The sequence below is a fragment of the Planotetraspora mira genome (genome assembly GCF_016863275.1).
Classification (GTDB): domain Bacteria; phylum Actinomycetota; class Actinomycetes; order Streptosporangiales; family Streptosporangiaceae; genus Planotetraspora; species Planotetraspora mira.
On the sequence record NZ_BOOO01000035.1, the window covers coordinates 95,024 to 117,657 of the forward strand.

At 68.7% G+C, this 22,634-nt stretch carries 17 protein-coding genes; 9 read left to right on the forward strand and 8 right to left on the reverse strand.

The annotated features are described in order from the left end of the window. Positions 1 to 17: 17 nt before the first annotated feature. Complete coding sequence (locus Pmi06nite_RS29490; RefSeq protein ID WP_203956414.1) at positions 18 to 860, forward strand: class I SAM-dependent methyltransferase; 843 nt, start codon at positions 18 to 20, stop codon at positions 858 to 860. Here Pmi06nite_RS29490 and Pmi06nite_RS29495 read toward each other — a convergent pair. The 3 genes from Pmi06nite_RS29495 to Pmi06nite_RS29505 form a co-directional block, all read right to left on the reverse strand. Next, positions 855 to 1,733 (reverse strand): hypothetical protein, encoded by an 879-nt coding sequence (locus Pmi06nite_RS29495; protein WP_203956415.1) that lies wholly within the window; start codon positions 1,731 to 1,733, stop codon positions 855 to 857. The two genes, Pmi06nite_RS29490 and Pmi06nite_RS29495, sit on opposite strands and share 6 nt — an antisense overlap. A 69-nt stretch (positions 1,734 to 1,802) precedes the next feature. Further along, positions 1,803 to 3,026 carry a PAS domain-containing sensor histidine kinase gene (locus tag Pmi06nite_RS29500; protein ID WP_203956416.1) on the reverse strand — a complete coding sequence of 408 codons (1,224 nt, stop codon included), beginning with the start codon at positions 3,024 to 3,026 and terminating at the stop codon, positions 1,803 to 1,805. Positions 3,027 to 3,498: 472 nt separating this feature from the next. Next, positions 3,499 to 6,363: a helix-turn-helix transcriptional regulator gene (locus Pmi06nite_RS29505; RefSeq protein ID WP_275409613.1), complete on the reverse strand. Its 2,865-nt coding sequence runs from the start codon at positions 6,361 to 6,363 to the stop codon at positions 3,499 to 3,501. A 458-nt stretch (positions 6,364 to 6,821) separates the two neighbouring features. On the opposite strand from Pmi06nite_RS29505, the gene Pmi06nite_RS29510 reads away from it, so the two are divergent. The 4 genes from Pmi06nite_RS29510 to Pmi06nite_RS29525 all read left to right on the forward strand — a co-directional run bounded on the left by Pmi06nite_RS29510 (position 6,822) and on the right by Pmi06nite_RS29525 (position 13,385). Then, positions 6,822 to 8,315 (forward strand): sensor histidine kinase, encoded by a 1,494-nt coding sequence (locus Pmi06nite_RS29510; RefSeq protein WP_203956418.1) that lies wholly within the window; start codon positions 6,822 to 6,824, stop codon positions 8,313 to 8,315. Next, positions 8,312 to 9,679, forward strand: coding sequence for a sensor histidine kinase (locus tag Pmi06nite_RS29515; protein ID WP_203956419.1), 1,368 nt, complete (start codon positions 8,312 to 8,314; stop codon positions 9,677 to 9,679). The genes Pmi06nite_RS29510 and Pmi06nite_RS29515 overlap by 4 nt, the downstream gene beginning before the upstream one ends. Before the next feature lie 163 nt (positions 9,680 to 9,842). Further along, positions 9,843 to 11,024 carry a metallophosphoesterase gene (locus Pmi06nite_RS29520; protein WP_239114279.1) on the forward strand — a complete coding sequence of 394 codons (1,182 nt, stop codon included), beginning with the start codon at positions 9,843 to 9,845 and terminating at the stop codon, positions 11,022 to 11,024. A gap of 150 nt (positions 11,025 to 11,174) precedes the next feature. Continuing rightward, entirely contained in the window at positions 11,175 to 13,385 is a 2,211-nt protein-coding gene (locus Pmi06nite_RS29525) for an acyltransferase family protein (RefSeq protein WP_203956420.1), read from the forward strand. A 90-nt stretch (positions 13,386 to 13,475) separates the two neighbouring features. Here the strand turns inward: Pmi06nite_RS29525 and Pmi06nite_RS29530 are convergent, their stop codons facing one another. From Pmi06nite_RS29530 to Pmi06nite_RS29545, 4 genes are all read right to left on the reverse strand, one after another. Beyond that, a complete protein-coding gene (locus Pmi06nite_RS29530; protein WP_203956421.1) occupies positions 13,476 to 14,306 on the reverse strand; it encodes an NPP1 family protein in 831 nt (276 codons plus the stop codon). A gap of 288 nt (positions 14,307 to 14,594) precedes the next feature. Beyond that, positions 14,595 to 16,226, reverse strand: a complete 1,632-nt coding sequence (locus Pmi06nite_RS29535; protein ID WP_308442537.1) for a dolichyl-phosphate-mannose--protein mannosyltransferase — start codon at positions 16,224 to 16,226, stop codon at positions 14,595 to 14,597. Positions 16,227 to 16,356: 130 nt separating this feature from the next. Further along, the gene (locus tag Pmi06nite_RS29540) at positions 16,357 to 16,800 is read right to left on the reverse strand and encodes a type II toxin-antitoxin system PemK/MazF family toxin (protein ID WP_203956422.1); all 444 of its coding nucleotides are present in this window, start codon (positions 16,798 to 16,800) and stop codon (positions 16,357 to 16,359) included. Positions 16,801 to 16,854: 54 nt separating this feature from the next. Next, the gene (locus Pmi06nite_RS29545; RefSeq protein WP_203956423.1) at positions 16,855 to 17,688 is read right to left on the reverse strand and encodes a helix-turn-helix transcriptional regulator; all 834 of its coding nucleotides are present in this window, start codon (positions 17,686 to 17,688) and stop codon (positions 16,855 to 16,857) included. 257 nt (positions 17,689 to 17,945) lie between these two features. Here Pmi06nite_RS29545 and Pmi06nite_RS29550 point away from each other — a divergent pair, with 257 nt between their 5' ends. Next, on the forward strand, positions 17,946 to 19,370 hold the full coding sequence (locus Pmi06nite_RS29550; protein ID WP_203956424.1) for an aldehyde dehydrogenase family protein: 1,425 nt from the start codon (positions 17,946 to 17,948) through the stop codon (positions 19,368 to 19,370). A 135-nt stretch (positions 19,371 to 19,505) separates the two neighbouring features. Further along, the gene (locus Pmi06nite_RS29555; RefSeq protein ID WP_203956425.1) at positions 19,506 to 20,153 is read left to right on the forward strand and encodes a maleylpyruvate isomerase family mycothiol-dependent enzyme; all 648 of its coding nucleotides are present in this window, start codon (positions 19,506 to 19,508) and stop codon (positions 20,151 to 20,153) included. Between the two features lie 37 nt (positions 20,154 to 20,190). Here Pmi06nite_RS29555 and Pmi06nite_RS29560 read toward each other — a convergent pair whose 3' ends face one another. After that, positions 20,191 to 21,093: a haloalkane dehalogenase gene (locus Pmi06nite_RS29560; protein ID WP_203956426.1), complete on the reverse strand. Its 903-nt coding sequence runs from the start codon at positions 21,091 to 21,093 to the stop codon at positions 20,191 to 20,193. 107 nt (positions 21,094 to 21,200) lie between these two features. Here Pmi06nite_RS29560 and Pmi06nite_RS29565 point away from each other — a divergent pair, with 107 nt between their 5' ends. After that, the gene (locus tag Pmi06nite_RS29565) at positions 21,201 to 21,722 is read left to right on the forward strand and encodes a MarR family winged helix-turn-helix transcriptional regulator (protein WP_239114280.1); all 522 of its coding nucleotides are present in this window, start codon (positions 21,201 to 21,203) and stop codon (positions 21,720 to 21,722) included. Between the two features lie 159 nt (positions 21,723 to 21,881). Beyond that, complete coding sequence (locus tag Pmi06nite_RS29570; RefSeq protein WP_203956427.1) at positions 21,882 to 22,628, forward strand: alpha/beta fold hydrolase; 747 nt, start codon at positions 21,882 to 21,884, stop codon at positions 22,626 to 22,628. The last annotated feature ends 6 nt before the right edge of the window (positions 22,629 to 22,634 follow it).

Below are 22,634 nucleotides of genomic sequence, written 5' to 3' on the forward strand. Positions count from 1 at the left end.
CCATTCATAGTGGGCGCATGCCCACTCTACCGCCGGATCGTGCCGCCGAGCCCGAGCCTCATCGACACCGACAGATAGCGGAGTCGTTCGGTTCGGACGCCGAACGCTACGACCGGACCCGGCCCCGCTATCCCGATGCCATGGTGAACCGGATCATCGCCGCCGGACCCGGCCCCGACGTTCTCGACGTCGGCTGCGGGACCGGCATCGAAGCCCGGCAGTTCCAAGCAGCCGGCTGCGAGGTGCTCGGGGTCGACGCCGACGCGCGCATGGCGGAATTCGCACGGCGTAGCGGGGTCGAGGTCGAGGTGGCGACGTTCGAAGCCTGGGACCCCGCCGGCCGGAATTTCGACGCGGTCATCGCCGGGCAGGCCTGGCACTGGGTGGACGCGGCCGTCGGAGCGGCGAAGGCGGCGCAGGTGCTGCGGCCCGGCGGCCGGCTGGCAGTGTTCTGGAACGTCGCCCAGCCCCCGCCCGAGGTGGCGGACGCCTTCGCCGCGGTCTATGACCAGGTGGTGCCCGACGCGCTGACCGCGCGGGCCTACCGCCAGAAGGTGTCCGCCCTGGAGGGGTATTCGATGCTGCTCACCAGGGCGGTCGACGGGACACGGCAGGCGGGCGTGTTCGGCGACCCGGAGCAGTGGCGATTCGACTGGGAGCAGCCCTACACCCGGGACGAGTGGCTGGATCTGCTCCCCACCCAGGGTGATCACAGCCGGTTCGCACCGGCTGAGTCGGAGGAGGTGCTGGCGGGCATCGGAGCCGCTGTCGACGCGATGGGTGGCGGCTTCACGATGCGTTACACCGCGGTGGTGGTCACCGCGGCGCGAACCGGGGCCCGGCTCGGCGTCGGCTCATAGGGGGCGGACGCGGACATCCTTGAGGGCGCTCTGCACGAAGTTCTGGTCGCCGGCGGCGGCCAGATAGAAGCCGTCACGGCACGTGCTCCCTGAGATGGGATGGCGTGAGTCGAGGACGACGCTGCCCGGCCGTTCGCAGTCGGGGATCGGAGCCAGCACCAGCATCTGGCGGCTCAGGCCGCCGAGCCACAGTTGCGGCCCGACGAGCATGCCGTCGCGGATCTCTCCGGGTCGCGAGAGCCGTACCGGGCCGTCGGCCGACAGGGTGAGGAAGCCGTCAGGGGTGACCTTGCCGTGCATGTTCTCCGCCCAGGCCAGCCGCTGTTCGAAGGTCATCCCCGCCCGCTCGTCCTGCAGGGCGATCCGCCAGTCGCCGAAGGTGAAGAGCAGGACCGAACCGGCGGAGTCCACCCCGAGCGGTCCCGGCCACACTGTGACGTTGTCGGTGAGACGGCGGATCATCGGGCGTCCGGCGGCGGTCTCGGCCTCGCCGTACAGCGGGGCGGTGAGGGTGCGGAACTCGTCCATCTCCCCGTTGCCGGCGAGAGTCCCGCTCGCGTACGGCCGCGCCCCCAGCGACGCCAGGTTCAGCTCGGCGGGGTAGGTGATCTCCGCCCGCGACCCGTCGGGGAACGTGACCCGCATCGTCCTGGTGGCGCCCGGCCCCTTCGCCTCCGGATAGATGGCGTTGGGTGTCACGCCGATCGCGTTGCGCATGGGTGTCGGGGTAACGGCCGGGAGGGGAAGGCTCGTGTCCCGGTTGGCGAGAATCACGATGAGCGGCACGGCCACGAGAGCGACCAGCGCCACGATTCCCACCCAGCGGGGCCTGCGCGGGCCCTGCTCGACGATATCGACACCGCCGGTGGCCATCGGCCTTCCTTCGTCGTACGGCTGTCGCACCAAGTTCAGACCAATTGCCGCCTTCTGCGCAAGCCCTGGCTAGGCGGCGAGGGGGAGGCGCAGGACGAAGCGGGCGCCGGTGGTGTTGTCGGCGGCGTACAGGTGACCGCCGTAGCCATGGGCGATCTCACGGGCGATGGGCAGGCCGAGCCCGGAGCCGCCGGGGTCCCGGAGGTAGGCGTCGTCCAGGCGGCAGAGCCGTTCGAAGACCTTTTCGCGGTCGGCCGGGGCTATGCCGGGTCCGTCGTCGATGACTTCCAGGACCGCGTCGGGTGGGTCGGCGGTGACGATGATGTCGATCACGGTCCTGGTGTGCCGTTCGGCGTTGGCGAGCAGATTGTTCAGGAGCCGGATCAGCCGGATCCGGGAGGCGCGCACCACCACCTGCTGCTCGAGTTGGACGAGGACGGTGGTGGTCAGAGTGCGGCGTTCCAGTTCGTCCAGCACGAGATCGGCCAGGTCGACCGCCTCGGTGGGCGTCGCGGTGTCCATGCGGGCGAGTTCGAGCAGATCGGCGACGATGTCATTGAGCCGTCCGGCGTCCAGCAGCAATTTGCGCAGTATCTGGTGCAGGCCGACGTCTGGTTCTGCAATCGCGACCTCGAGTTCGGTCAGGAGCCCGGTGATCGGGTTACGGAGATCGTGGGAGGCGTCGAAGACGAACCGCCGCTGCCGTTCGATGACCTCCTGCAGCGCCGACGTGGTCTGGCGTTGTTGCCTGTCCGCCCGCGTGAGCCGGTCGTTGAGGTCCTGGAGTTCGCGGGCGCGAACATATACGTCGGTTCTCATCGCCTCCAGTTCCGCTTTCCTTCCCGTGACGCCACGTTCGCCGAACCGCCTCAACTGCTGGAGGAAGCCGGTCACCTCCTCGGTTCGGTGAACGATCAACTGCACTCCACCGTCCGGGCCCAGGACGGGGGTGTTGATCGTGCTCCAGTACCGTTCCTCGAACACCCCTGGTCTTCCGCTCACCTCGATGTCGTACCGCTGCAGCGGCATGGTCTCCCGCTGTCCGGTCGCCAGCACCCGTTGCAGCGAGGCACGCAGACCCTCCGGGCCCTCCTCGCCGGGATCGTTGGGAGCGTTCGGGTTGGGGGGGAAGACGGTGAAGAAGCAACGGCCGATCAAGTCGGCGGGGCTCCGCCTGGTCACCTTGAGATAGGAGTCATTGGCCGCCACCATGGTGAAATCCGGCGTCAGCACCAGCAACGGGGCCGCGAGCGCCTGGAACACCGCCCGGTAGTCGACCTCTGAATCCGTCACCGCGCCTCACCTCAACCCCTATACGTCCAAAGTTAGGCGACGAGAAAGGGCCACAGGTCATCGGCCCGTCTGTCCTGCCTGCCGGACTCGCAGGCAGGTCGACCTCCTAGGTCGTGTCTGACTAATCAAGCCCTGCTGCGCGCGGCCCAGACGGCGCCTCGCTTCGTTGTCGTCGTCGGCCGGAGGCTCCGCTCCGACCTCCTCCTCCGCCTTGCGATGCATCCATCTGGATCCACGCTCGCGACGGGCAGCATTTGTCAGACACTCCCTAGCCGCACCAGGCTGATCTCGGATGAAGCGCATCCCGTCCCGGAATCACTCGAGACCCGACAGCACCGGAGCTTTCCGATATTGCCTATTTTTACTGATATGCGCTGTGCGCCGACGTTTGAACCCCCATCAATTGTCGATCTTTCCGGCGCCGTCGAGACGGGCTGCCCCTGCCGATCCTTCGAGGTACGGAGACTGCACGCTAGGGGTCCTTGAGGAGGTCTGGGCATTCTTCGGCGACGATGCAGGCCAGTTCGACGCGGGATGCGATGTCGAGTTTGCTGAACATCCGGCGAAGGTGGGTGGACACCGTGTGGGGCGAAAGGAACATCCGCGCCGCGGCCTGACGGTTGGTCATCCCTTTGGCGATCAGCACGGCCACCGCGCGTTCCGTATCGGTGAGGCTGTCCCATCCGAAGGCCGGCCGCTGGAGCTGAGCCCAGTGCCGCCGCCGAACGCCCAGTGCCCTCAGCCGGGCTCGCACGCGGGCGGCGTCCCGGAGCGCACCGATGCACTCGTAACCGTCGAGCGCCTGGTCCAGGCTGGCGATGGCCTGCTCACGCGCGGAGGCGCCGGGTGTGGTGGACAGCAGGACGCCGAGGTCCTCCGCGCCCGAAGCGCGTGCCCACGGTTCGGGCTGATCGGCGGCGGCGGAGGCCAACGCGCTGGGGTCCCTGTGGAGAATGCCGCGGGCGTGGGCGGCCGTGGTGGCGAGGGCGGGGAAGCCGGGGTTGCTCTGGGCCAGGTATTCGGCCGTTTCAACGATGGTCTGGGCATACCGGCGGTTCGCCGTGGCCAGCGCGAGCCGGGTCATCCAGGCGGCCGTGAGGGGGGTTGTGAGGAGCGCCCAGCGCCGCTCGTCCTCGTCGGTGTAAATGGCGTGGAGTATGTCGACCGCCCGGTCGGGATCGCCTTGGGCCTCGACCACCGCCGCCATCACCCACCGCTCCCACACCGACCCGAACAACATTCCGGGCGCGGCGTCTATGGAGTGATATCGCTCGATGTGCCGGACCGCGGCGTCGATGTCACCCCGCCGCATGGCGATGAGAGCGAGCATGGCCACCCCGACCCGGGTGAACCCCTGGGTACCCAGCTCATCAGCGATCACCAGCCCGGCCTGGGCCTCGGCGGCGGCGTCATCGAGTCGACCGGTCGCCAGCTTCAGCACGGAGCGGAACAGGGCGGGTTGTGCCGCGAGCACGGTCAGCCCGCAGGCTTTGATCTCCTCCTCGGCGGCCTGGATGGCGATGTCGGACTCCTCGAACTGGCGCATGGCCCTCCAGTTGAGGCTCAACAGCAGGCGCGTGTACGGGCGCTGGATGGCTTCAACGGTGCCGCTGTTCGCGATCTGCAGGGCTTCGTTCAGGTGCGCGAACGAGTCGGCGACCCGCCCGTCGACTACGGCGAATCGAGCGAGCAGGAGGAGAGCCCCGACGACGGCGGCATCGGTGTGCCGCTCGCGGTCGGCGAGAACGGTCTCAGCCCGCAGCCGCCCCTTCCTGAAGTCGTTCAGGCAGATCAGTCCCCAGCACACCGTCCATTCGGCGATTCCGCGAAGGTCATCGGGGAGGTCTTGCTGGGTGAGCAGGCTTTCGGCCTCCGCCACCGCGTCTGCCGGCCGTCCGCTCAGCAGCAGGATGTACGCCAGTGCGCATCGCAGGCGGGGGGCCTGGGCGGGCGGCGCCTTGCCGAGTGCGCCACGCGCAAGCTCGGCCGCTTCCGGCAGTCGCCCGACGGCCGTCAGCGCGTCGGCCGCCGTGGCGGCGCGGCCGACCCAGTCGGGGTCGGTGGGGTCGCTGAGTTCGAGCGCCCGCAGGGCGAGGTCGGCGGCGGTCTGGGGTGAGGACCGCAGGACCTCGCGCGCGGCCTGGTCCAGTCCGCGTAGCGCGGACCCGTCACCGCGACCGGCGCTGTGAATGAGGTGCGCCGCGGCGGGAACAGCCGACCCGCCGCGTTTGAGCAGCATCTCTCCCGCGTCGCGATGCAGGGCCTGCAGCACGGGGGTGGGGACGGTCCCGACCACCGCCTGCCACAGCAGGTCGTGGCGGAAGGTCAGCTCGTCCCCGGCGGACTCGACGATGCCCGCCGACATCGCCTCCTCCACCATGGGCAACAGGCCGATGGTCGATTCGCCGAGCATTTCGGCCAGATCCTTCACCGAGAACGAGCGGCCCAGGACTGCGGCGACCTGAAGCAGATGCCTGGTCCGTTCGGACAACTCGTCCAGGCGTTCTTGCGTGACCACCTGAGCCTTCGGCAGCCGCGCGGAGACCATCCGCACGCGACCCTCGGCGATGTGGAACACGCCCTCGCCTTTGAGCTTCTCAAGGAGATCGATGAGCAGGAAGGGATTGCCGTCCGCTATGTCGGCCAAGGCCAGCACGTCCGGCTCGGGCGACGCACCGAGGACGTCGGCGACGACGTCCGCGACCGCTCGCCCCTTCAGCGCCTCCAGTGTGATCCGGCGCGCGCCGTCGTGTTCCAGTACATCGAACAGACAATCGAGGCGGGGAACGTCGCCCACGCCGCTCGTGCGGGTCAGCATCCAGACGAGCGGGTAGGAGGCGAGATCTCTGGTCAGCGACCGCAGCGCCAGCAGAGTCATCGGGTCGGCCCATTGCACGTCATCCAGCGTGAGGAGCATCGGCCCCTGGGCCACCCGCTGCTCCAGCGGTCCATGCAGTCGTTCCACCAGCAGCAACCGCTGATCGGCCGGACCCGCGACGGTCAGGTAATCGTCCACGGGAAGCGTGCGGCCGGATGGCCCGAGCGCCGATGTCAGCGGGGCCAGAGGTATCAGCTGGGTCAGTTCGTCCGCCGCGCCCTGGGCGACCTCGAATCCCGCCCTCGTCGCCGCGGCGACGGCCATGCCCAGTAGACGGCTCTTTCCGACGCCCGACCGGCCCTCGACCAGGACGATTCCGCCCCGGCCGACCTTGGCCGCCTGCAGCAATCCGGCGACAAGCTCCCACTCCCGCGGGCGACCACGCCAACCAAGCCACGATGATCCACAAAAACCGGGCTCACCAGCAGCTTCATGGTCACTATGGGACGAACCGCCCATAAATCCATAAACTACCTAGGTGTCGGCCGTGTCAAGTATGCGGGTGGCGGAGGTTCACGGGTTTCTCCGCCCCCGTGTCGGCGTTTTCACCGGGAAGGCCGTCGTCCCCCCGAGAATGCGGGCTCTCATCTCGGCTTTCTCTTCAGTGCGCTCAATCATGCGACATCGTTCCGGGGACGAACCTCTGATCTCGGATGTTCGTCAAGTCTGGATTAAGCCCACCCCAAAGGGGCGTCAGATCGGTGACGGAACGCCGGTGCCACAAAGGTGCAACCACGCATAAATATGCGATGCAGGGCCTTTCGGCGCAGGTCAGGCTCGTACCGTTCGCTTATCTCCGGTGACGTGGCACGAAAAGGATCCCCTCGGCTGAGGTGCGTAGGGGAGTGGCCGAGGCAGTGCCCCCAACCCTCTCGGAACCTGGCATCCCCCTCGAATCTCGTTCGAAAAGGATGGCGATGGTGGACCTGCACGACAACTGGCTGATACTCATGTGGCCCCTGGTCGCCCTGTTCGCGTGGGTGGCGATCGCCACGGGCCTCGCGCATCTGCTGACTGGCGGATCACGGGAGCGGCGGGTCGATCTCACACCCCGTGAGATGTCGCGCTTCGGGCAGTCCGTGTCTGGCGAGATCGATGTCGACGAGCACAGGCGTCACGGGGCGCAGGCTCCGCCCGCGAGGTCACCGATGCGGGCCATCCGATGCAGGCCGGGATCGATCCGGGGACAGATCACCCTGCTGACCACCGCTGTGGCCGTCCTCACCCTCCTCACCCTCCTCGTCACGGGGGTGGGGATGTACTCGACAGACCACGCACGGCCTGCCCGATGGCCGAGCGGGGCCGCCGCGCGCGCTGTCAATGAGGTTCACCCCGGAACGGCACCCGGCCGGTTGCGCTTGCGGGGCGCCGACGCCGGCCGGAACCGGACCGTTTCGCTGGGCCGTTACGGGGTCGCCGCGCCTGCGGCCGTCCTGTCGGCGGAGACCGGCGGGCAGTCGATGCGAGGGTCCCTGTCGCCGGGATCGCTCCATTTGATCTTGATGATCGAGGCCGTCGAGCTGATCGCCTTGGCCGCGTGGGCCACCTGGAGGGCGACCAGTCGCGTGTTGCGCCCCGTGGACATGGTCCGCGCCGAACTGGCCGTGATGGACGTCGGCGACCTGGGCACGCGCGTTTCCGAACCGGATGACGTGCGTGAGGTCGCCATCCTGTGCCGGACGATCAACGCTGCGCTGCAGCGGCTGCAGGAGGCCAATGAAGAGCTCCAGGATTTCGCGCGTTCTCAGGGTCAGTTCGCCTCGGACGTATCCCATGAGCTGCGTAATTCCATCACCGGGCTGCGCATGCAGTTGGAGGTGGCGCGACAGGATCTCGCCGCGGTTCGGCTGCCCGACCTGATCGCGACGATGTCGGGCCGGGTGGAGCGGCTCCAGGCGATCATCGACGACTTGTTGTTCCTGGCTCGTGTGGGGGCCTGTCCGGTCACCGAACGGCGGCAGCTGGATCTCGCGACGCTCGTCCGGCACGAGGTCTCTCGACGGTCGCATGGGCGTCCGGTGAAGCTCCACCTCGCACCCGACAGCACCGTCAACGCCGTGCCCACCCAGATCAGCCGGCTGCTCACCAACTTGCTGGACAACGCCCAACGGCACTGTGCGCACCAGGTGAGCGTCGACGTGCACGTCGTCCACGCCGCCGTCGAACTCGCCGTCAGTGACGACGGGCCGGGCATAGCGCTCGCCGACAGGGAACGTGTGTTCCACCGTCACATCCGGCTGGACGACGCCCGCCGGCTCGACCGCGACGGCACCGGCCTCGGCCTCGCCATCGCCCGGGACATCGCCTACGCGCATGACGGAACGCTCAGCGTCGAGGAAAGCGCCAGTGGCGGCGCGCGTTTCGTCCTCCGGCTGCCCCGCGCCCTCCCCCGTCAATGGGGGGCGTCGTGAGGCTCGAACACTGCTCGATCAGGGGCCGCCTGGCGCTGTTCACCGGAGTGGTGGTGGGGTTGCTCTGCATCCTCTTCTCCACTGTCCTGCTGCTCACCATCAACAAGGCGGCCACGCGCAACCTCACCCAAGAGGTGACCGCGGTGGGGGAGCTGACCGCCTACTACGTTGATCGAGGGGAACTCGTCAATCCGCTTCCACCCATCCCGCAGAACCTGATCCGCCCCGTCCAGGTGGTCGATCCTCAGGGGAAGGTGGTCGCGGCGACCAGAGATCTGCAGAACCAACCGGCGATGGCGCACTTCACACCGACGCCCCCTCACCGGGTGGCCAGCGCCGTCGTCTGCCACTCCGTCTTCACCGCGGGCCGCTGCCACATCGTGGTCGCACAGCAGGTGTTCCACGACGGTGACTGGACCGTCTACAGCGCCGCACCGACCATCCCGTTCTACCTGTATCCAGGCGTGTTGGCTCTCTTGATCACGGGAACGGTCATCTTCACGATCGCGGTGGCCTACGGGGCGCGGCACACCGTCACCCGCTCACTCAAACCCGTGGACGCCATCCGGGCCCAACTCGACCACATCCAGAGCACCGACCTCGGCCGCCGGGTTCCGGTCCCCGCGGCCGAAGACGAGATCCACCGGCTGGCCCGCAGCGTCAACCAGACACTGGACCGGTTGGAGGACGTGCTGGAGCAGCAGCGACGGTTCTGCTCCGACGCCTCCCACGAACTGCGCACCCCGATCACCGCCATTCGCACCCAGATGGAGGACGCCCGCCTGGCGCCGGACGACGTCGACCTGCCCAAGCTGTGCGATGCCGTGCTTCCCAGCGTGGAGCGGCTCCAGTCGATCGCATCCGGCCTGCTGACGCTGACGCGACTGGACGCCGGCGTACCGTGTGAGCGGCAGACCCTGGACCTGGCCGGCCTCGTCGCCGCAGAGCTGAAGAACCATCGACCGAACAAGAAGGTCGTCCGGCATCTGGCGACGGGCGTGACCGTCAGCGGTGATCGGTTGCGGCTGGGTCAGTTGATCGGCAATCTGGTCCAGAACGCGCAGCGCCATGCCGCCTCCACGATCACGATCACTGTACGGCGCGCGGACGGCGACCCGCGTTTCCCGGGGGAGGCCGCGGAACTGGAGGTGTCCGACGACGGCGCGGGAGTCGCCGCCGGTCAGCGGGAGAGGGTATTCCAGCCGTTCGCCCGGCTCGACACCGCCAGGAGCCGAAGTATGGGAGGCACAGGCCTCGGCCTCCCCATCGCCCGGCGGATCGCCGAGAGCCACGGCGGGACGCTCACCATCCAGGACAGCCCACACGGTGCACGCTTCGTCGTCCATCTGCCGCTGTCTCCTTGACGGCCGGTCCACCTGCACGATCGATTTGTCGGGCCGGTTCGAGCCTCACCGCAAGGTGCGTCGCCCGCCTTCGTGATGCCGACCGAGAGGCGCTGGGCGCGTATGGTCGGCAGGGCGTCCGAGGTGTCATGATTCACGGACCCACAACCCGAGGAGTCCGGCAGTGTCAGCTGGTGAAGCGGCGCAGGCGGCGCCGGCGAGGCGATCGATGCGGCCGTTGCTGTTCGGCCTGACGATCATCGCTGTCCTGGCATTGCTGTTCGGTGTGCCGTGGTGGACCTTGGTCGTCGCCAGCACGCGGTGGCCGTCGGCCGTCGTCGTCGCCGGCACGATCGTGTTCGTCGGCGCGCTCGCCGCGTTTCCGGTGCTCATGTATCTCGGGCACGGTCGCCGCCGCCGGGACTGGGCGGCACGTGCCGGGGACACGATCCTCGGCGCGATCTGGGTGATGTTCGTCTGGGCGTTGCTCGGCAACGTGCTGCGGCTCGCGCTCGTGGTCGCCGGTGTCGCGGACCCGGCCAGGTCCCGGGTCGTCGCCGCCGCGACCGCCGTCGTGTCGCTCGTGCTGCTGCTCTGGGGGTACACCGAGGCGATGCGCGTGCCCCGCGTGAGGCGGGTGGACGTCACGATCCCCCGGTTGGGCACAGGCCTGGACGGCGTCCGGGTCGTCCTGCTGACCGACACCCACTACGGCCCGATCAACCGGGCCCGCTGGTCGGCAGGGGTCGTCGCGGCCGTCAACGAACTCGATGCCGACATCGTGTGCCACACCGGAGACATCGCCGACGGCACGGTGTCAGAACGACGGGAGCAGGCCGCGCCGCTCGGCGACGTCCGTGCCCGGCTGGCCAGGACCTATGTGACCGGGAACCACGAGTACTTCGGCGAGGCCCAGGGCTGGCTCGACCACATGCGGGAGCTCGGCTGGGAGCCCCTCCACAATCGGCACATCGTCGTGGAGCGCGACGGTTCCCGACTCGTCGTCGCCGGCGTCGACGACGCGACCGCCGCGTCCTCGGGGCGCCCCGGCCACCATGCCGACCACGCTGCGGCCCTCTCGGACGCCGACCCGGACCTTCCCGTACTGCTGCTCGCCCACCAGCCGAAGCAGATCGACGCGGCCATCGCGCACGGCGTCGATCTGCAGATCTCCGGGCACACCCACGGCGGCCAGATCTGGCCCTTCCATTTCCTCGTGCGCGTCGACCAGCCCACGGTCCAGGGCCTGAGCCGGCACGGGGACCGTACACAGCTCTACACGAGCCGGGGCACCGGTTTCTGGGGACCGCCGTTCAGGGTCTTCGCGCCGAGCGAGATCACCGTGCTCACGCTCCACGCGGCGTAGCTCCATAGGCGTCAGGCGCCGCTTCGAGAGGCCTGCGGAGAAGCCCGCGCCAAAGGGGATTTGGCAGCTAACCCACGCAGGGCCCTTGGTGTACTATCTCGCCCCGAGAAATGGGGTTTTACCGTGAATGCCGCGTCTGTCTAGTCGCTCATGACCGGCGCCCCGGGGCCTGGGGGGTCGAACATCGCGATTCATCACCGCGTCGTCCGGCGGCATGCCGCCGGCCCGAACGAGGCGGCCGGCCCGAACGAGGCGCCCGGCCGTGCGTCACGCCAGCGAGGCGACATCGAGGGCCTTCGGGCGATCGCCGTCGCCCTTGTCGTCCTCTACCACGCGGGTCTGCCGTTCCTGCCCGGTGGATTCGTCGGCGTCGATGTCTTCCTGGTGATTTCGGGATTCCTGATCACGACGCAACTCGTCTCAGAGCTGGAACGCTCTGGCTCGATATCTCTGCTGCGGTTCTACGCCCGCCGGGCCAAGCGACTCCTGCCGGCGGTGGCCACCGTCCTCGTCGCGACCCTCGCGCTGGTTCTCGCCTTCATCCCGCGAACCCAGTGGGAGGCCATCGGCGGGGACATCGTCGGCTCCGCCTTGTACGTGGTGAACTGGCGCTTCGCGGCCAGGTCGGTCGACTACCTGGCCGAGGGCATCGACCCGTCACCCGTCCAGCACTTCTGGTCTCTCGCGGTCGAAGAGCAGTACTACGTCGTGTGGCCCCTGCTGATCATCCTGGTGGCACTCCTGGCGAGGCTGATGCGCAAGCGCGCGAAGCCGTTCGTATGGATCGTCCTCGCCGTGGTCGCCGTGCCGTCGTTCGTGTACTCCATCACCGAGACGGCGTACTCCCCTGACAGTGCGTTCTTCGTGACGCCCACCCGGATGTGGGAACTGGCGGTCGGCGGGGCGTTGTCCCTCGGAGTCACGCAGTGCGCGCGACTTCCCCGGATATGGGCCATTGTGATCGGATGGGCCGGCGTCGGCTGCATCGCAGCGTCTGCTCTGGTGTTCAGTGGCAAGACGGCGTGGCCGGGTTTCCACGCCGCACTTCCCGTGCTCGGCACGGCGGCCGTGATCGCGGCGGGGTGCGCCGGGGTCGGCGGCGGACCCGAGTCGCTGCTGGGGATCCGCCCCTTCCGGTGGGTCGGCGGCCTCTCCTATTCGCTGTACCTGTGGCACTGGCCGCTGCTTGTGACGGCGACGGCGCACTGGGGCGGCCTGCCGGTCAGCCGTGGACTGTTGGTGGCCTTGGTGTCGGTCGTCCCGGCGTGGCTCACGCATCGTCTGATCGAGAACCCGCTGCGCCATTCCAAGGCGATATCCGGTTCACCTGGCCTGGCGCTGAGCATGGGAGCCAACTTCACTCTCGTGGGCGTCGTGGCGGGGATCGTCCTGCTCCAGACGGTGACGGGCGCGGCCACGGCCGTCGACGCCTCGGCCCGGCCGGCGCCGGGTGCGGCCGTGCTGAAGGCCGACCCCCGCGACGACCCGGCCGGAGCGGCACCCGAACACGTCGCCTACATGGTGCCGGATCCGTTGTCGGCGCCCAAGGACGTGCCTGACGTCTATGCCAACGGATGTCATCAGGACCAGACTTCCGCGAAGTTGCTCGCCTGTACCTACGGGAACCCGAAGTCGAAGACCAGGGTCGCCGCCGTCGGCGACTCCAAGATCGCGCAATGGCTGCCTGCTCTCCAGATACTCGCCACACAGAACGACTGGCGCCTGACGATCTTCACGAAGTCGAGGTGCGGCTTCTATTCCGCGAGGGTGTTGAACGGCACGGGAATGCCCTATCCATCGTGCACTCAATGGAATTCCCGGCTTCTCGACTACCTTCTCGAAACCGAGAAGCCCGACTATGTGCTCACGTCCCAATTCACGCCCGCGGCGGTCTCCGCCGACGGGAGGGAGTCCGTCGCGCTGATGGCCTCGGGGCTGCGGAAATCATGGTCGGCGCTCACCGGCGCGGGCATGCAGGTCCTCGTCCTCGCCGACAATCCCAACCCCGGCATGGAAGTCTACGAGTGCGTCGAGAAGAACCCGGACCGGCTGTCCGCCTGCGCGTTCGCCCGCGACGAATTCCCCAGTGCGGCGCCGACACAGAAGAAGGCCGCCGCGGGGATGGAGCACGTCTCGGTCGTCGATCTCTCTGACGCCATCTGCCCGACGGCGCGCTGCTCGCCGGTCATCGGAAACGTCCTCGTTTATCGGACGGAGTCGCACGTCACCGCGACGTACATGAAGACGCTCACGCCACGGATCGCGAAAGCGTTCTCGCAGGCGGGTCTCCGGACGAAGTACGACCCGAACGGGCCGAAGACAGGCATCGGGACCACGCTGCAGTCGGGGCCTCCCGCATGATCGCCTGATGAGGCCGGAGGGCCCGCGGCCACCGAGTGATCTGTAAATGATCACGCGGTGGCCGCTTCTCATGTGGCCCTGGCGTACGGCTCAGGCGTAGGGGTCGAACGGGATGCCGGACGGCTTGGCCTTCGCGAGCTCCCCCTCGAACCAGCCGTCCCTGAGTCCGAATTGGGCGCTGCCGAAATCGTGGTTGACCAGGAGGTCACGGAAGCCGGGCGGGTAATTGTCCCAGCCGATCAACGGCGGCCACTGCCACCATCCCTTGTGGTTCTCCGGCTGTTCGCCGAAATTCGCGAAACGGAAGCAGTGCGTGCTGATGCCGTCCTTGTGGTAGACGATCAGCGGATGCTTTCCTGTTTCGTCCCAGGGAATGTCGTTTCTCGCGCGGGTCGAGTACTTGCCGTGGGCGGACGCGGAGACGTACATGCCCCACTCGCCCTGCACCCAGACCACGACGTGCTCCCAGTCGTGCCGGTGCCCGGCGCTGCCGGGCCCCAGAGCCGCCTGGTCCTTCTCGAAGTAGAGCGCGTACATGTACGCGCACCAGCCGTTGTTGCACTTGACTCGCGAATAGGCGTTGGTGTTGTCGAGATCCCAGGAGTCGCGGCAGTGGCCGTTCTCGGCCCCGCCCAGAGACAGGCCGGGAGCGATCGTTCCGTCGCGCCCGATCGCCGGAGTGGGGTAGCACCCGTCGCCGTCGTAGTCGAAACCCGGCTCGTAAATGCGGTCGGGCCACGGAGCCGCCCAGTCGAGGGCCGACGGCGGATCCGCGAAGGCGACGCCGGGGAAGGCGACGAGTATCGCGATGGCGGCCACGAGGGCGCGGATGGAGAACGACAGCCTTCCGAACCGGCGCCGCCGCCGGCTTGTGATCGCAGGCGCGCCGTCCGCCGATTCCCCGGGTGACACCTGTCGCATCGAACCTCCTCATATTCCTGGGAGATTGAAATGGCCATGGCCCCCGAGGGGTGCGACGTCATGCACCTTGATCAAGGATCACGGTAGGATCTTGACATCCTTGAGTCAAGGTTGAAATAAGCCGGAGTTTAAGGACGTGTGAACCTTCGGCGTCGAGTGCGCCCATGCGGGGGACGCGGACGGCGGGAGCCGGCTTTCGTCTGAGCGCGATCCCGGGGAAATCGATGCGGCGCGACAGGCGTGGTCATTCGCCCGTTTCCGCAGGGAGCCCAGGCAGGAACGTATTCGTCAGATCCACGATGCGAAGAGCATGCGGGCGTGCCAGGAGTCATACGGGATGTTCTCCGCGGTGAGCACCGGGTAGAGCCACCAGAAATCGACCAGCACCAGCAGCGCGAACGCGCCCACGGCGGATGCCCCCAACGTCCGTCGGAACGGCGAGGCCCGCACGCGGCCGATGACGAGTCCGGCCGCGAGGACGATCGCGAGAATCATGAACGGAACCATCGGCAGCGCATAGAACAGGAACATGGTCCGCTGATCGAAAATCGCGTAGTAGAACCACGGCAACCAGCCCACCGCGTAGGTGAGCAGAACCGCACCGGCGCGCCAGTCACGGGACGCGGTATACCAAACGATCATGCCGACGAGCGCGATTATCGCCGCGTACCAGATGAGTGGCGTGCCGGTCCCCAGCACCGCCTGGGTGCAATTCGCGGAACCGCACCCCTTTTTCGACTCATAGAAATAGGGGACGGGCCGCAGCAGCAACGGCCAGCTCCACGGCTCCGACATGTAGGGATGGCTGGTCTTCAGGCCGGTGTGGAAACCCAGCACACTCGTCTGGTAACTCCACCACGACCGAAGCGAGTCGATGACGAAATAGACGGGACCGGCCGATGTGGCCTGGTCCCAGTTGCGTCCATAGCCCCTGCCCGAGGCGAACCAGCCTGTCCATGAAAGGAGATAGACAAGGCCGGGGATCACACCCAGCATGACGGAGACGCCTGGCAACTGGCTCGGAAGCATCCCGAAGTACGGCCTGCGGATCCCGACTGTCTTGCGGGCTCCGGCGTCCCAGGCCAGCGACATGATCGCGAATCCGATGAGGAAGAAGACGCCGCTCCATTTGACGGCGCAGGCCGCGCCGAGGCACAGGCCCGCCCCCAGTCGCCACCACCGGACACCCGATGACGGGCTCGCCGCGGGCGACCTGCCGGACTCGTGCCAGTCCGCGATCCGCTCACGGTATCTGTCGCGGTCGACGACGAGGCAGGCGAACCCGGCCAGGATCCAGAACATCAGGAATACATCGAGCAGAGCGAATCTGCTCGCCGTGAATTCCAGGGCGTCCAGGGCGAGTAGGAATCCCGCGAGGCAACCGAGAATCGTCGAACGCGTCATGCGGCGAGCCGTACGGGCCAAGATGAGGATGGAAAGCGACCCCACCAGCGCGGCCATGACGCGCCATCCGAAGGGCGTCATCCCGAAGAGGAATTCCCCCAGGCCGATCATCCATTTGCCCAGCGGCGGGTGGGCTATGTAGGCGGCGCACTCCGAAAGAGGCTGCGGAGGACAGCGCACGAAGACATCGGTGTTCCCCGCCAGCAGTCGGGTGTCGGCGATGGGATTCTCGATCGTGCCCAGCGTCGATTGTTCGACGCCGAACCTGATGAGGGCGTACGCGTCCTTGGCGTAGAAAGTCTCATCGAAGACGACTGCTTTCGGCTCTCCGAGCCTGAAGAATCGCAGATAGGCGCCGAAAACGGTGACGAGTAACGGACCGAGCCAGCCCCACAGGGCAGGCCCCCGCATTTCCGGGACCAGTCGGCCACGCACTGTGAGATCGCGGTCACCTGTGTTGCCGGAATTGCGTTGCTGCAGCTCAGGCGGCCGGGGCGGGGAATCTCTCAATGCCACGCGGTCATCGTAGTGGGGGCGATCTCCGCGCTCAGAGCCCCCATCTCGTGCGGGCGATCGATCGGCCGACTCGGCTCAATGTGAGCCGGCTACGCGATCGACCGGCCGACTCGGGCTCAATGCGGGCCGGCTACGCGAACCGCCAGCCGTAGCGGTGGTGCAGGACCGCGGCGACGCGGGCGAACCTCTCCCCGTCGAGGATGGCGCCCTCGCGGCGGATGTCGTCCTCGTCGAGTTCGAAGATCCGGTCCAGCCGCAGGTAGGAGTCCCGGCCCTCGCGATCCCACGTGCCCGAGCCGAGCGCCAGCGCCTCGTCCTCATAACCCCGGTCGGGCTCGCGACTGGTCAGCATCATGCCCAGCACCCGGCGTCCATGACGGCCGACGAGAAGCAGGGGCCGGTCCTTGCCCCGCGCGGGGTCCTCCTCGTACGGGACCCAGGCCCACACGATCTCTCCGGGGTCGGCCAGGCCGTCCAGGTCGGGGGAGTACTCCAGGGCCGCGGCCCGCTCCACGTCGTACACCTCTCGCACCGCGCCGTGAGCGGGGCGCGGATCCTCGCCGTGATCACGCATGCCCCGCAGCCTAACGGCACCCCGTGCGGAGGTTGTCCCGGGCCTTCCCCGTCCTCAGTCCAGCCCCGCACCGATCACGGACAGTAGTTGGAGCTTCTCGTAGCTCTCGCTTCCCGGCGTCGCGGTGTAGACGACCAGCATCTGGGACTGGTCGGGGTCGAGCAGCGTCTGGCAGTGCAACTCGAGCAGGCCGAGTTGCGGGTGCAGCACCCGTTTGGGCGGGCAGTACGAGCCTGTGACGGGGTGCCCGCTCCAGATTCCGGCGAATTCGGGGCTCTGGGCGAGCAGGGCGTCGACGATCGCCGCGGCGCGGGAGTCCGCGCCGTCGCGCGTGTACACGCGGTGCAGGTTCGCCGCGATCAGCCTGCTGTGGATCGGGTGGTCATCCTCGGGATAGATCGACCGCGTCGCCGGATCGGTGAACCACCGATAGTGCAGGCTGCGCGCCGACCCGGTGTGCACGCTCTCGTCGCCGATCAGCGCCTTCGACAGTCGTGTCTGCGTCAGGGTCTCCCCGACGTGGTTCACGACCTGGGCGGCGGCGTCCTCGAGTCCGTCGAAGATGCGCATCATGCCCGGCTCGATGTGGTCCGTACGAGGGACGCGTCGCGGGGTGGCGTGGCCCGCGAGGCGGAACAGGTGATCGCGTTCCTCGAGGGACAGGCGCAGGCCGCGGGCGAGCGCGGCGAGCATCTGCTCCGACGGGTGCGGCCCGCGCTGCTGCTCGAGCCTGCTGTAGTAGTCGGCCGACATGTCGGACAACACGGCGACCTCCTCGCGGCGCAGGCCGTCGGTACGCCTCCGGCGGCCGCGGGGGAGTCCCACGTCCTCCGGTTGCAGCGCCTGCCGGCGGGAGCGCAGGAAGTCGGCCAGTCGGGCCCGGTCCACGGCTCGGTCCTCCTCTACGAGGTCTCAGGCTCTACGAAATCTCAGGCTCTACGAGGTCTCAGATGACGGCGCGGTCCCGCCGTTTACAACAAATGCGTGGTCAGGGATGTTTCCCCCGCGGTGCCAAGCGTGACGGGACCGGGGCCTCCCATCCATGCACTGCCGATCCTGGGATGAGCGCCCCTGAAAAAGAGGGGGTCGTATCCAGGGATCGGGAGGACATTCCTCTCGTCGTCCGCGACCGCGACGGTGGGTTCATGACTACGAAAGCGCTGAGTGCGTCAACCCATTGGATCGGCGGCGAGGCCGTCGCCGGAACCACCGACATGATCGACGTCGTCAACCCGGCGACCGGTGAGGTCGTCTCCCAGGTGCCGTCGGGCACCGCCGCCGACGTCGACCGGGCCGTCGCCGCCGCGACGGCGGCCTTCCCCGGGTGGGCCGCCACGGACCCGGCCGAACGCGCCGCGGTCGTCGGCCGCATCTCCGAGGGCCTGCGGAACCGGCTTGAGGAGATCGCCACCACGATCACCAGCGAGATGGGCGCTCCCATCACGCTGTCCCGGCAAGCGCAGGCAGGCCTGCCGATCATGGTGGCCGCCACCTTCGCCGGACTCGCCGCCGGTTTCGACTGGACGCAGGAGATCGGCAACTCGCTGGTGGTGCGCGAGCCGATCGGCGTCGTCGGCGCCATCACGCCGTGGAACTTCCCCCTGCAGCAGATCGTCTCGAAGGCGGCGCCCGCGCTGCTGGCCGGTAACACCGTGGTCCTCAAGCCGTCGGAGATCGCACCTCTGACGGCGGGGATCCTCGCCGAGGTCGCCGCAGAGGCGGGGCTGCCCGCGGGCGTTTTCAACGTCGTCCACGGCACGGGGCCGGTCGTCGGCGAGGCGATCGCGGCGCACCCCGGTGTCGACATGGTGTCGTTCACCGGCTCCACCCGGGCGGGCAGGCGGGTCTCGGCCGTCGCGTCGGAGACCGTCAAGCGGGTCGCGCTGGAACTCGGCGGCAAGTCCGCCAACGTGATCCTCGACGACGCCGACCTGGCCCAGGCCGTACAGCAAGGCGTGGCGTTCGCCTTCTCCAACGGGGGGCAGGTGTGCGGCGGGTGGCCGCGGATGCTCGTCCCGGCGTCACTGCACGACGAGATCGTCGAACTGGCCGTGGCGGCCGCCGCCGAGTACACCGTCGGCGACCCGGCCGACGAGGCCACCCGCGTCGGTCCGATGGCCTCGGAGGCGCAGCGCGAGCGGGTCGACGGCTACATCCGGCGGGGCGTCGCCGACGGGGCCACGCTCGCGTTCGGCGGGCCCGGGAAGCCCGACGGCTTTCACGAGGGCGCGTACGTCCGGCCGACGATCTTCACTCATGTGGCCCCGGACGCGGTGATCGCCCAGGAGGAGATCTTCGGGCCCGTCCTGACGATCATTCCGTACGTGGACGACGACCAGGCCGTCGAGATCGCCAACAGCACGATGTACGGGCTCACCGGGGCGGTGTTCGGCGGCGAGGACCGCGCGCTCTCGATCGCCCGGCGGCTGCGCACCGGGCAGGTCGACGTCAACGGCGGTCAGTGGAATCCCCTCGCGCCGTTCGGCGGATACAAGCAGTCCGGCAACGGCCGCGAGTTCGGCCGTTACGGTCTGGAGGAGTTCCTCGAGACCAAATCCATCCAGCGCTGACGTCCCGCGGACGGCACGAGCCGTCGGCGTCGTACGGCCAGCGGGGCATCGGGGCGAATGGGAGGCTTCTGTGAACCGCGGCGGAACACTCCAGTCGCCGGCTTCACACGCACTACCTGGCGAGGAGAGCTGGACATGGACCGTGACGAGATCCTTTCTTGGGTGGAGGCCGAACGGCTCAGCCTGGCCGACTTCCTCGATGACCTCGACGATCACGAGTGGAAGCAGGCCTCCCTCTGCCCCGGCTGGACGATGCACGATGTGGCCGCCCACCTGACGACGTCCGCGCGCACCGTGTCGATGCGCACGGCGCTCCTCGACACGGCCAAGGGTGTGATCCGCGCGCGTGGTGACTTCAACCGGATGATCGCCGACCAGGCACGGGAACGCGCGGCCAGGTTCGGGCCGGCGGAACTCGTCGCGCGGTTCCGCAAGACGGCCGGCTCACCTCTCCGCGATCCCGGTTCCCGTCCGCTGGATCCGCTCGTCGACGCGCTGGTGCACGGGCAGGACGTCGCGCGACCGCTCGGGCGCGTGCGGGAGATGCCCGCGGAGCGGGTGATCGCGGCGCTCGGCCGCGTCCTGGGCACCGGCTTCTACGGCGCTCCCAAGCGTCTGCGGGGCACGCGGCTGGTCGCCACCGACCTGGACTGGTCGGCAGGTGACGGCCCCGACGAGGTCCGAGGGCCCGGAGGTGATCTGCTCCTTCTGGCGACCGGGCGAGCCGCGGGGCTCTCTGGCGTGTCCGGTCCGGGGGTCGGGCGGATCGCGGCCGCGCTGTAGGCGGCTGAGGAAGCATGACCGAAGCCGCGGACGGTCGTCAGCCGGCTTCGGTCGCGTCGGCCCGGATCCGCGGGGCGTCAGCTGAGCGGAGCCGGTGCCGATCCGCCCACTCGGTGACGGCCGTCGCGATGGACTCGGGCTGGTCCTCCGGCGCGAGGTGGCCCGCCGGACCACAGTGCTCGATCTCCAGCCCGGCGATGTTCGCCGCGCACCAGGCGATCAGCTCTTCCCCGACCATCAGGGTCGGCGACGAGTCGAAGGTCAGGAGCAGCTTCGGCACGTCCCCGCTGCCCGCGAGCCAGTCGTCGTATGCCCGGATGCGGCCGACCACGTCGGCCGGCTCGCCGTCGAGCGGTAGGGAGCGCGGCCACTGCAGCAGCGGGCGCCGGCTCTCGCGGGTCGGATAAGGCGCGCCGTACACCTCCAGGTCCTCCTCGCTCAGCCCGGTCAGCACGGTCTGGCCGAAGCTCCCCATGAAGACGTTCTGGTCGAGCACCAGCGACTCGCCGACCCCGGGCGTACGGAACGCCTCGAAGCGGGATCGCGCGGCGGCGGGGAACTCCTCCCACGCCAACGGCCGGATGATCGTCTCCATGAACGCCACACCGCGGGTCCGCCCGGGATGGCGGGCCGCCCAGTCGAAGGCGAGCGCCCCGCCCCAGTCCTGCCCGATGAGGACCACGTCGTCCAGCCCGAGTTCGTCGAACCAGGCATCGAGATAGCGGGCGTGATCGGCGAACCGGTAGGGCGTGTCGGGCCTGCCCGAGCGGCCCATCCCGATCAGGTCGGGGGCGAGGCAGCGGCCGGGCCGGCCGATGCGGGGCAGCACCCGCCGCCACAGGTGTGACGAGGTCGGGTTGCCGTGGAGGAAGACGAGAGGGGTCCCGCTCCCCGTCTCCTCGTAGTACATCGTCGAGTCGAGCACATCGATCGTGGGCATGACGAGCCACCTTCGTTCGCCGTCTAAACGTTTATGCCACTAACGTTCGTGGCGCTAACGAAAGTACATCGTTAGGGCGACTAACGCAATCGAGTAGGATCACCGGCATGAGCAGCAGGACCGACCCCCGTACCGCCGACATGGCGGACGCCGGGCATGACCAGGCGACACCCGCCCGACTGCGGAGCCTGCCGAGCCGGCTGCTGTCGCTGACCGCGCTGCACGCCGACCGCCTCGTGAGCGAGGGGCTGGCCGGTGCGGACGCTCGCAAATGGCACTACGCCGTGCTCGTCACACTCCGGGAGTTCGGCCCGGCCAGTCAGGCGGTGCTGAGCCGCCGCACCGGCATCTATCGAAGTGACCTGGTCGCGGTCATCAACGAACTCGCCGACCGCGGCCTCGTCGAACGCGCACCGGATCCCGCCGACCGCCGCCGCAACGTGATCACCATGACCTCCCAGGGCCGCCGCCGTCTCGGCAGGCTCGACGAGTTGCTCGCCACCATCCAGGACGACCTGCTGGCGCCGCTGACTCAGCCCGAACGCGACCAGCTCACCCGGCTCCTGACCCGCCTGCTGGACCACCACGCGCAGGCGGCGCCGCAACGCACCGGTGACCAGCCCTCGTGAACGTCAGGAAGACCACCGGGACGGCGCCGGAAGAGCCGCCGCTCAGGCCGGCGAGCGTCCGAGTCCGCGGTGATAGCGCGGCGATAGTGCGGCGGAACCCGCGCGGCTGACACTCCAAGTGGTCATGGACTGCGGTCCTTCACACCACAGGGAGTCACGATGCGGCACAAGTGGAGCGATCGGCATCGGCGGACGACGGCAGAACCGGGGGCTGTCGAGCCCGCCGAAATGGTGGCCCTGTCCTTCGCCACCGGCGTGGCGGCCGCGCTCGTCTCACCCGGACACGCCGGCGGCGCCGGGGACGGCATGCCGGCGGCGGGCCGTCGCCACGAGGACGGAGGGAGACGGCTGGCCCTACACCATTCGGGCACCGGAGGCCCGGCCGTCGTGTTCCTGCCGGGAGCCGGGCTGATCGGCCGCGACCACCTGAACATCCATGACGAAGTCAGCATGTTCACCACCAGTGTGCTTTACGACCGCGCCGGGACGGGCTGGAGCGAACAGGTCCCGCTGACCCGCTCCGCCACCGATGTCACCGACGAGTTGCGGAACCTTCTGTGCGCGGCCGGCATCCCGGGGCCCTACGTGCTGGTCGGCCACTCCCTGGTCGGGCTCTACGCGCGCGACTACGCCCGGCGCTTCCCCGGCGAGGTGGCCGGGCTCCTCCTGCTGGACCCCGGGCACGAGGACTGCCCGGAGTACGCGCCGAATCGGCTGCTCGGGCCCCTCGCCCGGCTGCGGCTGCTCGGCGCGGCTCTTCGAGTGACGCCGCGCTTGCGCCGGTTCCACGATGACGTCCGCCACGCGGGAGCCACCCCGGACACGCCGATGATCGTTCTCACCGCCATGGGGAAGGACGCCGTGGTCCAGGCGATCCGAGACCTGCTCGGCAGAGTGGCGAGGTGACGGCGG

What these genes read in the sequence shown, in the direction of transcription:
- Pmi06nite_RS29490 (WP_203956414.1), top strand. Translation starts at nt 18, where the DNA reads ATGCCCACTCTACCGCCGGATCGTGCCGCCGAGCCCGAGCCTCATCGA.
- Pmi06nite_RS29495 (WP_203956415.1), bottom strand. Translation starts at nt 1,733, where the DNA reads ATGGCCACCGGCGGTGTCGATATCGTCGAGCAGGGCCCGCGCAGGCCC.
- Pmi06nite_RS29505 (WP_275409613.1), bottom strand. Translation starts at nt 6,363, where the DNA reads ATGGGCGGTTCGTCCCATAGTGACCATGAAGCTGCTGGTGAGCCCGGT.
- Pmi06nite_RS29510 (WP_203956418.1), top strand. Translation starts at nt 6,822, where the DNA reads ATGGTGGACCTGCACGACAACTGGCTGATACTCATGTGGCCCCTGGTC.
- Pmi06nite_RS29525 (WP_203956420.1), top strand. Translation starts at nt 11,175, where the DNA reads ATGACCGGCGCCCCGGGGCCTGGGGGGTCGAACATCGCGATTCATCAC.
- Pmi06nite_RS29530 (WP_203956421.1), bottom strand. Translation starts at nt 14,306, where the DNA reads ATGCGACAGGTGTCACCCGGGGAATCGGCGGACGGCGCGCCTGCGATC.
- Pmi06nite_RS29540 (WP_203956422.1), bottom strand. Translation starts at nt 16,800, where the DNA reads ATGCGTGATCACGGCGAGGATCCGCGCCCCGCTCACGGCGCGGTGCGA.
- Pmi06nite_RS29550 (WP_203956424.1), top strand. Translation starts at nt 17,946, where the DNA reads ATGACTACGAAAGCGCTGAGTGCGTCAACCCATTGGATCGGCGGCGAG.
- Pmi06nite_RS29555 (WP_203956425.1), top strand. Translation starts at nt 19,506, where the DNA reads ATGGACCGTGACGAGATCCTTTCTTGGGTGGAGGCCGAACGGCTCAGC.
- Pmi06nite_RS29560 (WP_203956426.1), bottom strand. Translation starts at nt 21,093, where the DNA reads ATGCCCACGATCGATGTGCTCGACTCGACGATGTACTACGAGGAGACG.
- Pmi06nite_RS29565 (WP_239114280.1), top strand. Translation starts at nt 21,201, where the DNA reads ATGAGCAGCAGGACCGACCCCCGTACCGCCGACATGGCGGACGCCGGG.
- Pmi06nite_RS29570 (WP_203956427.1), top strand. Translation starts at nt 21,882, where the DNA reads ATGCGGCACAAGTGGAGCGATCGGCATCGGCGGACGACGGCAGAACCG.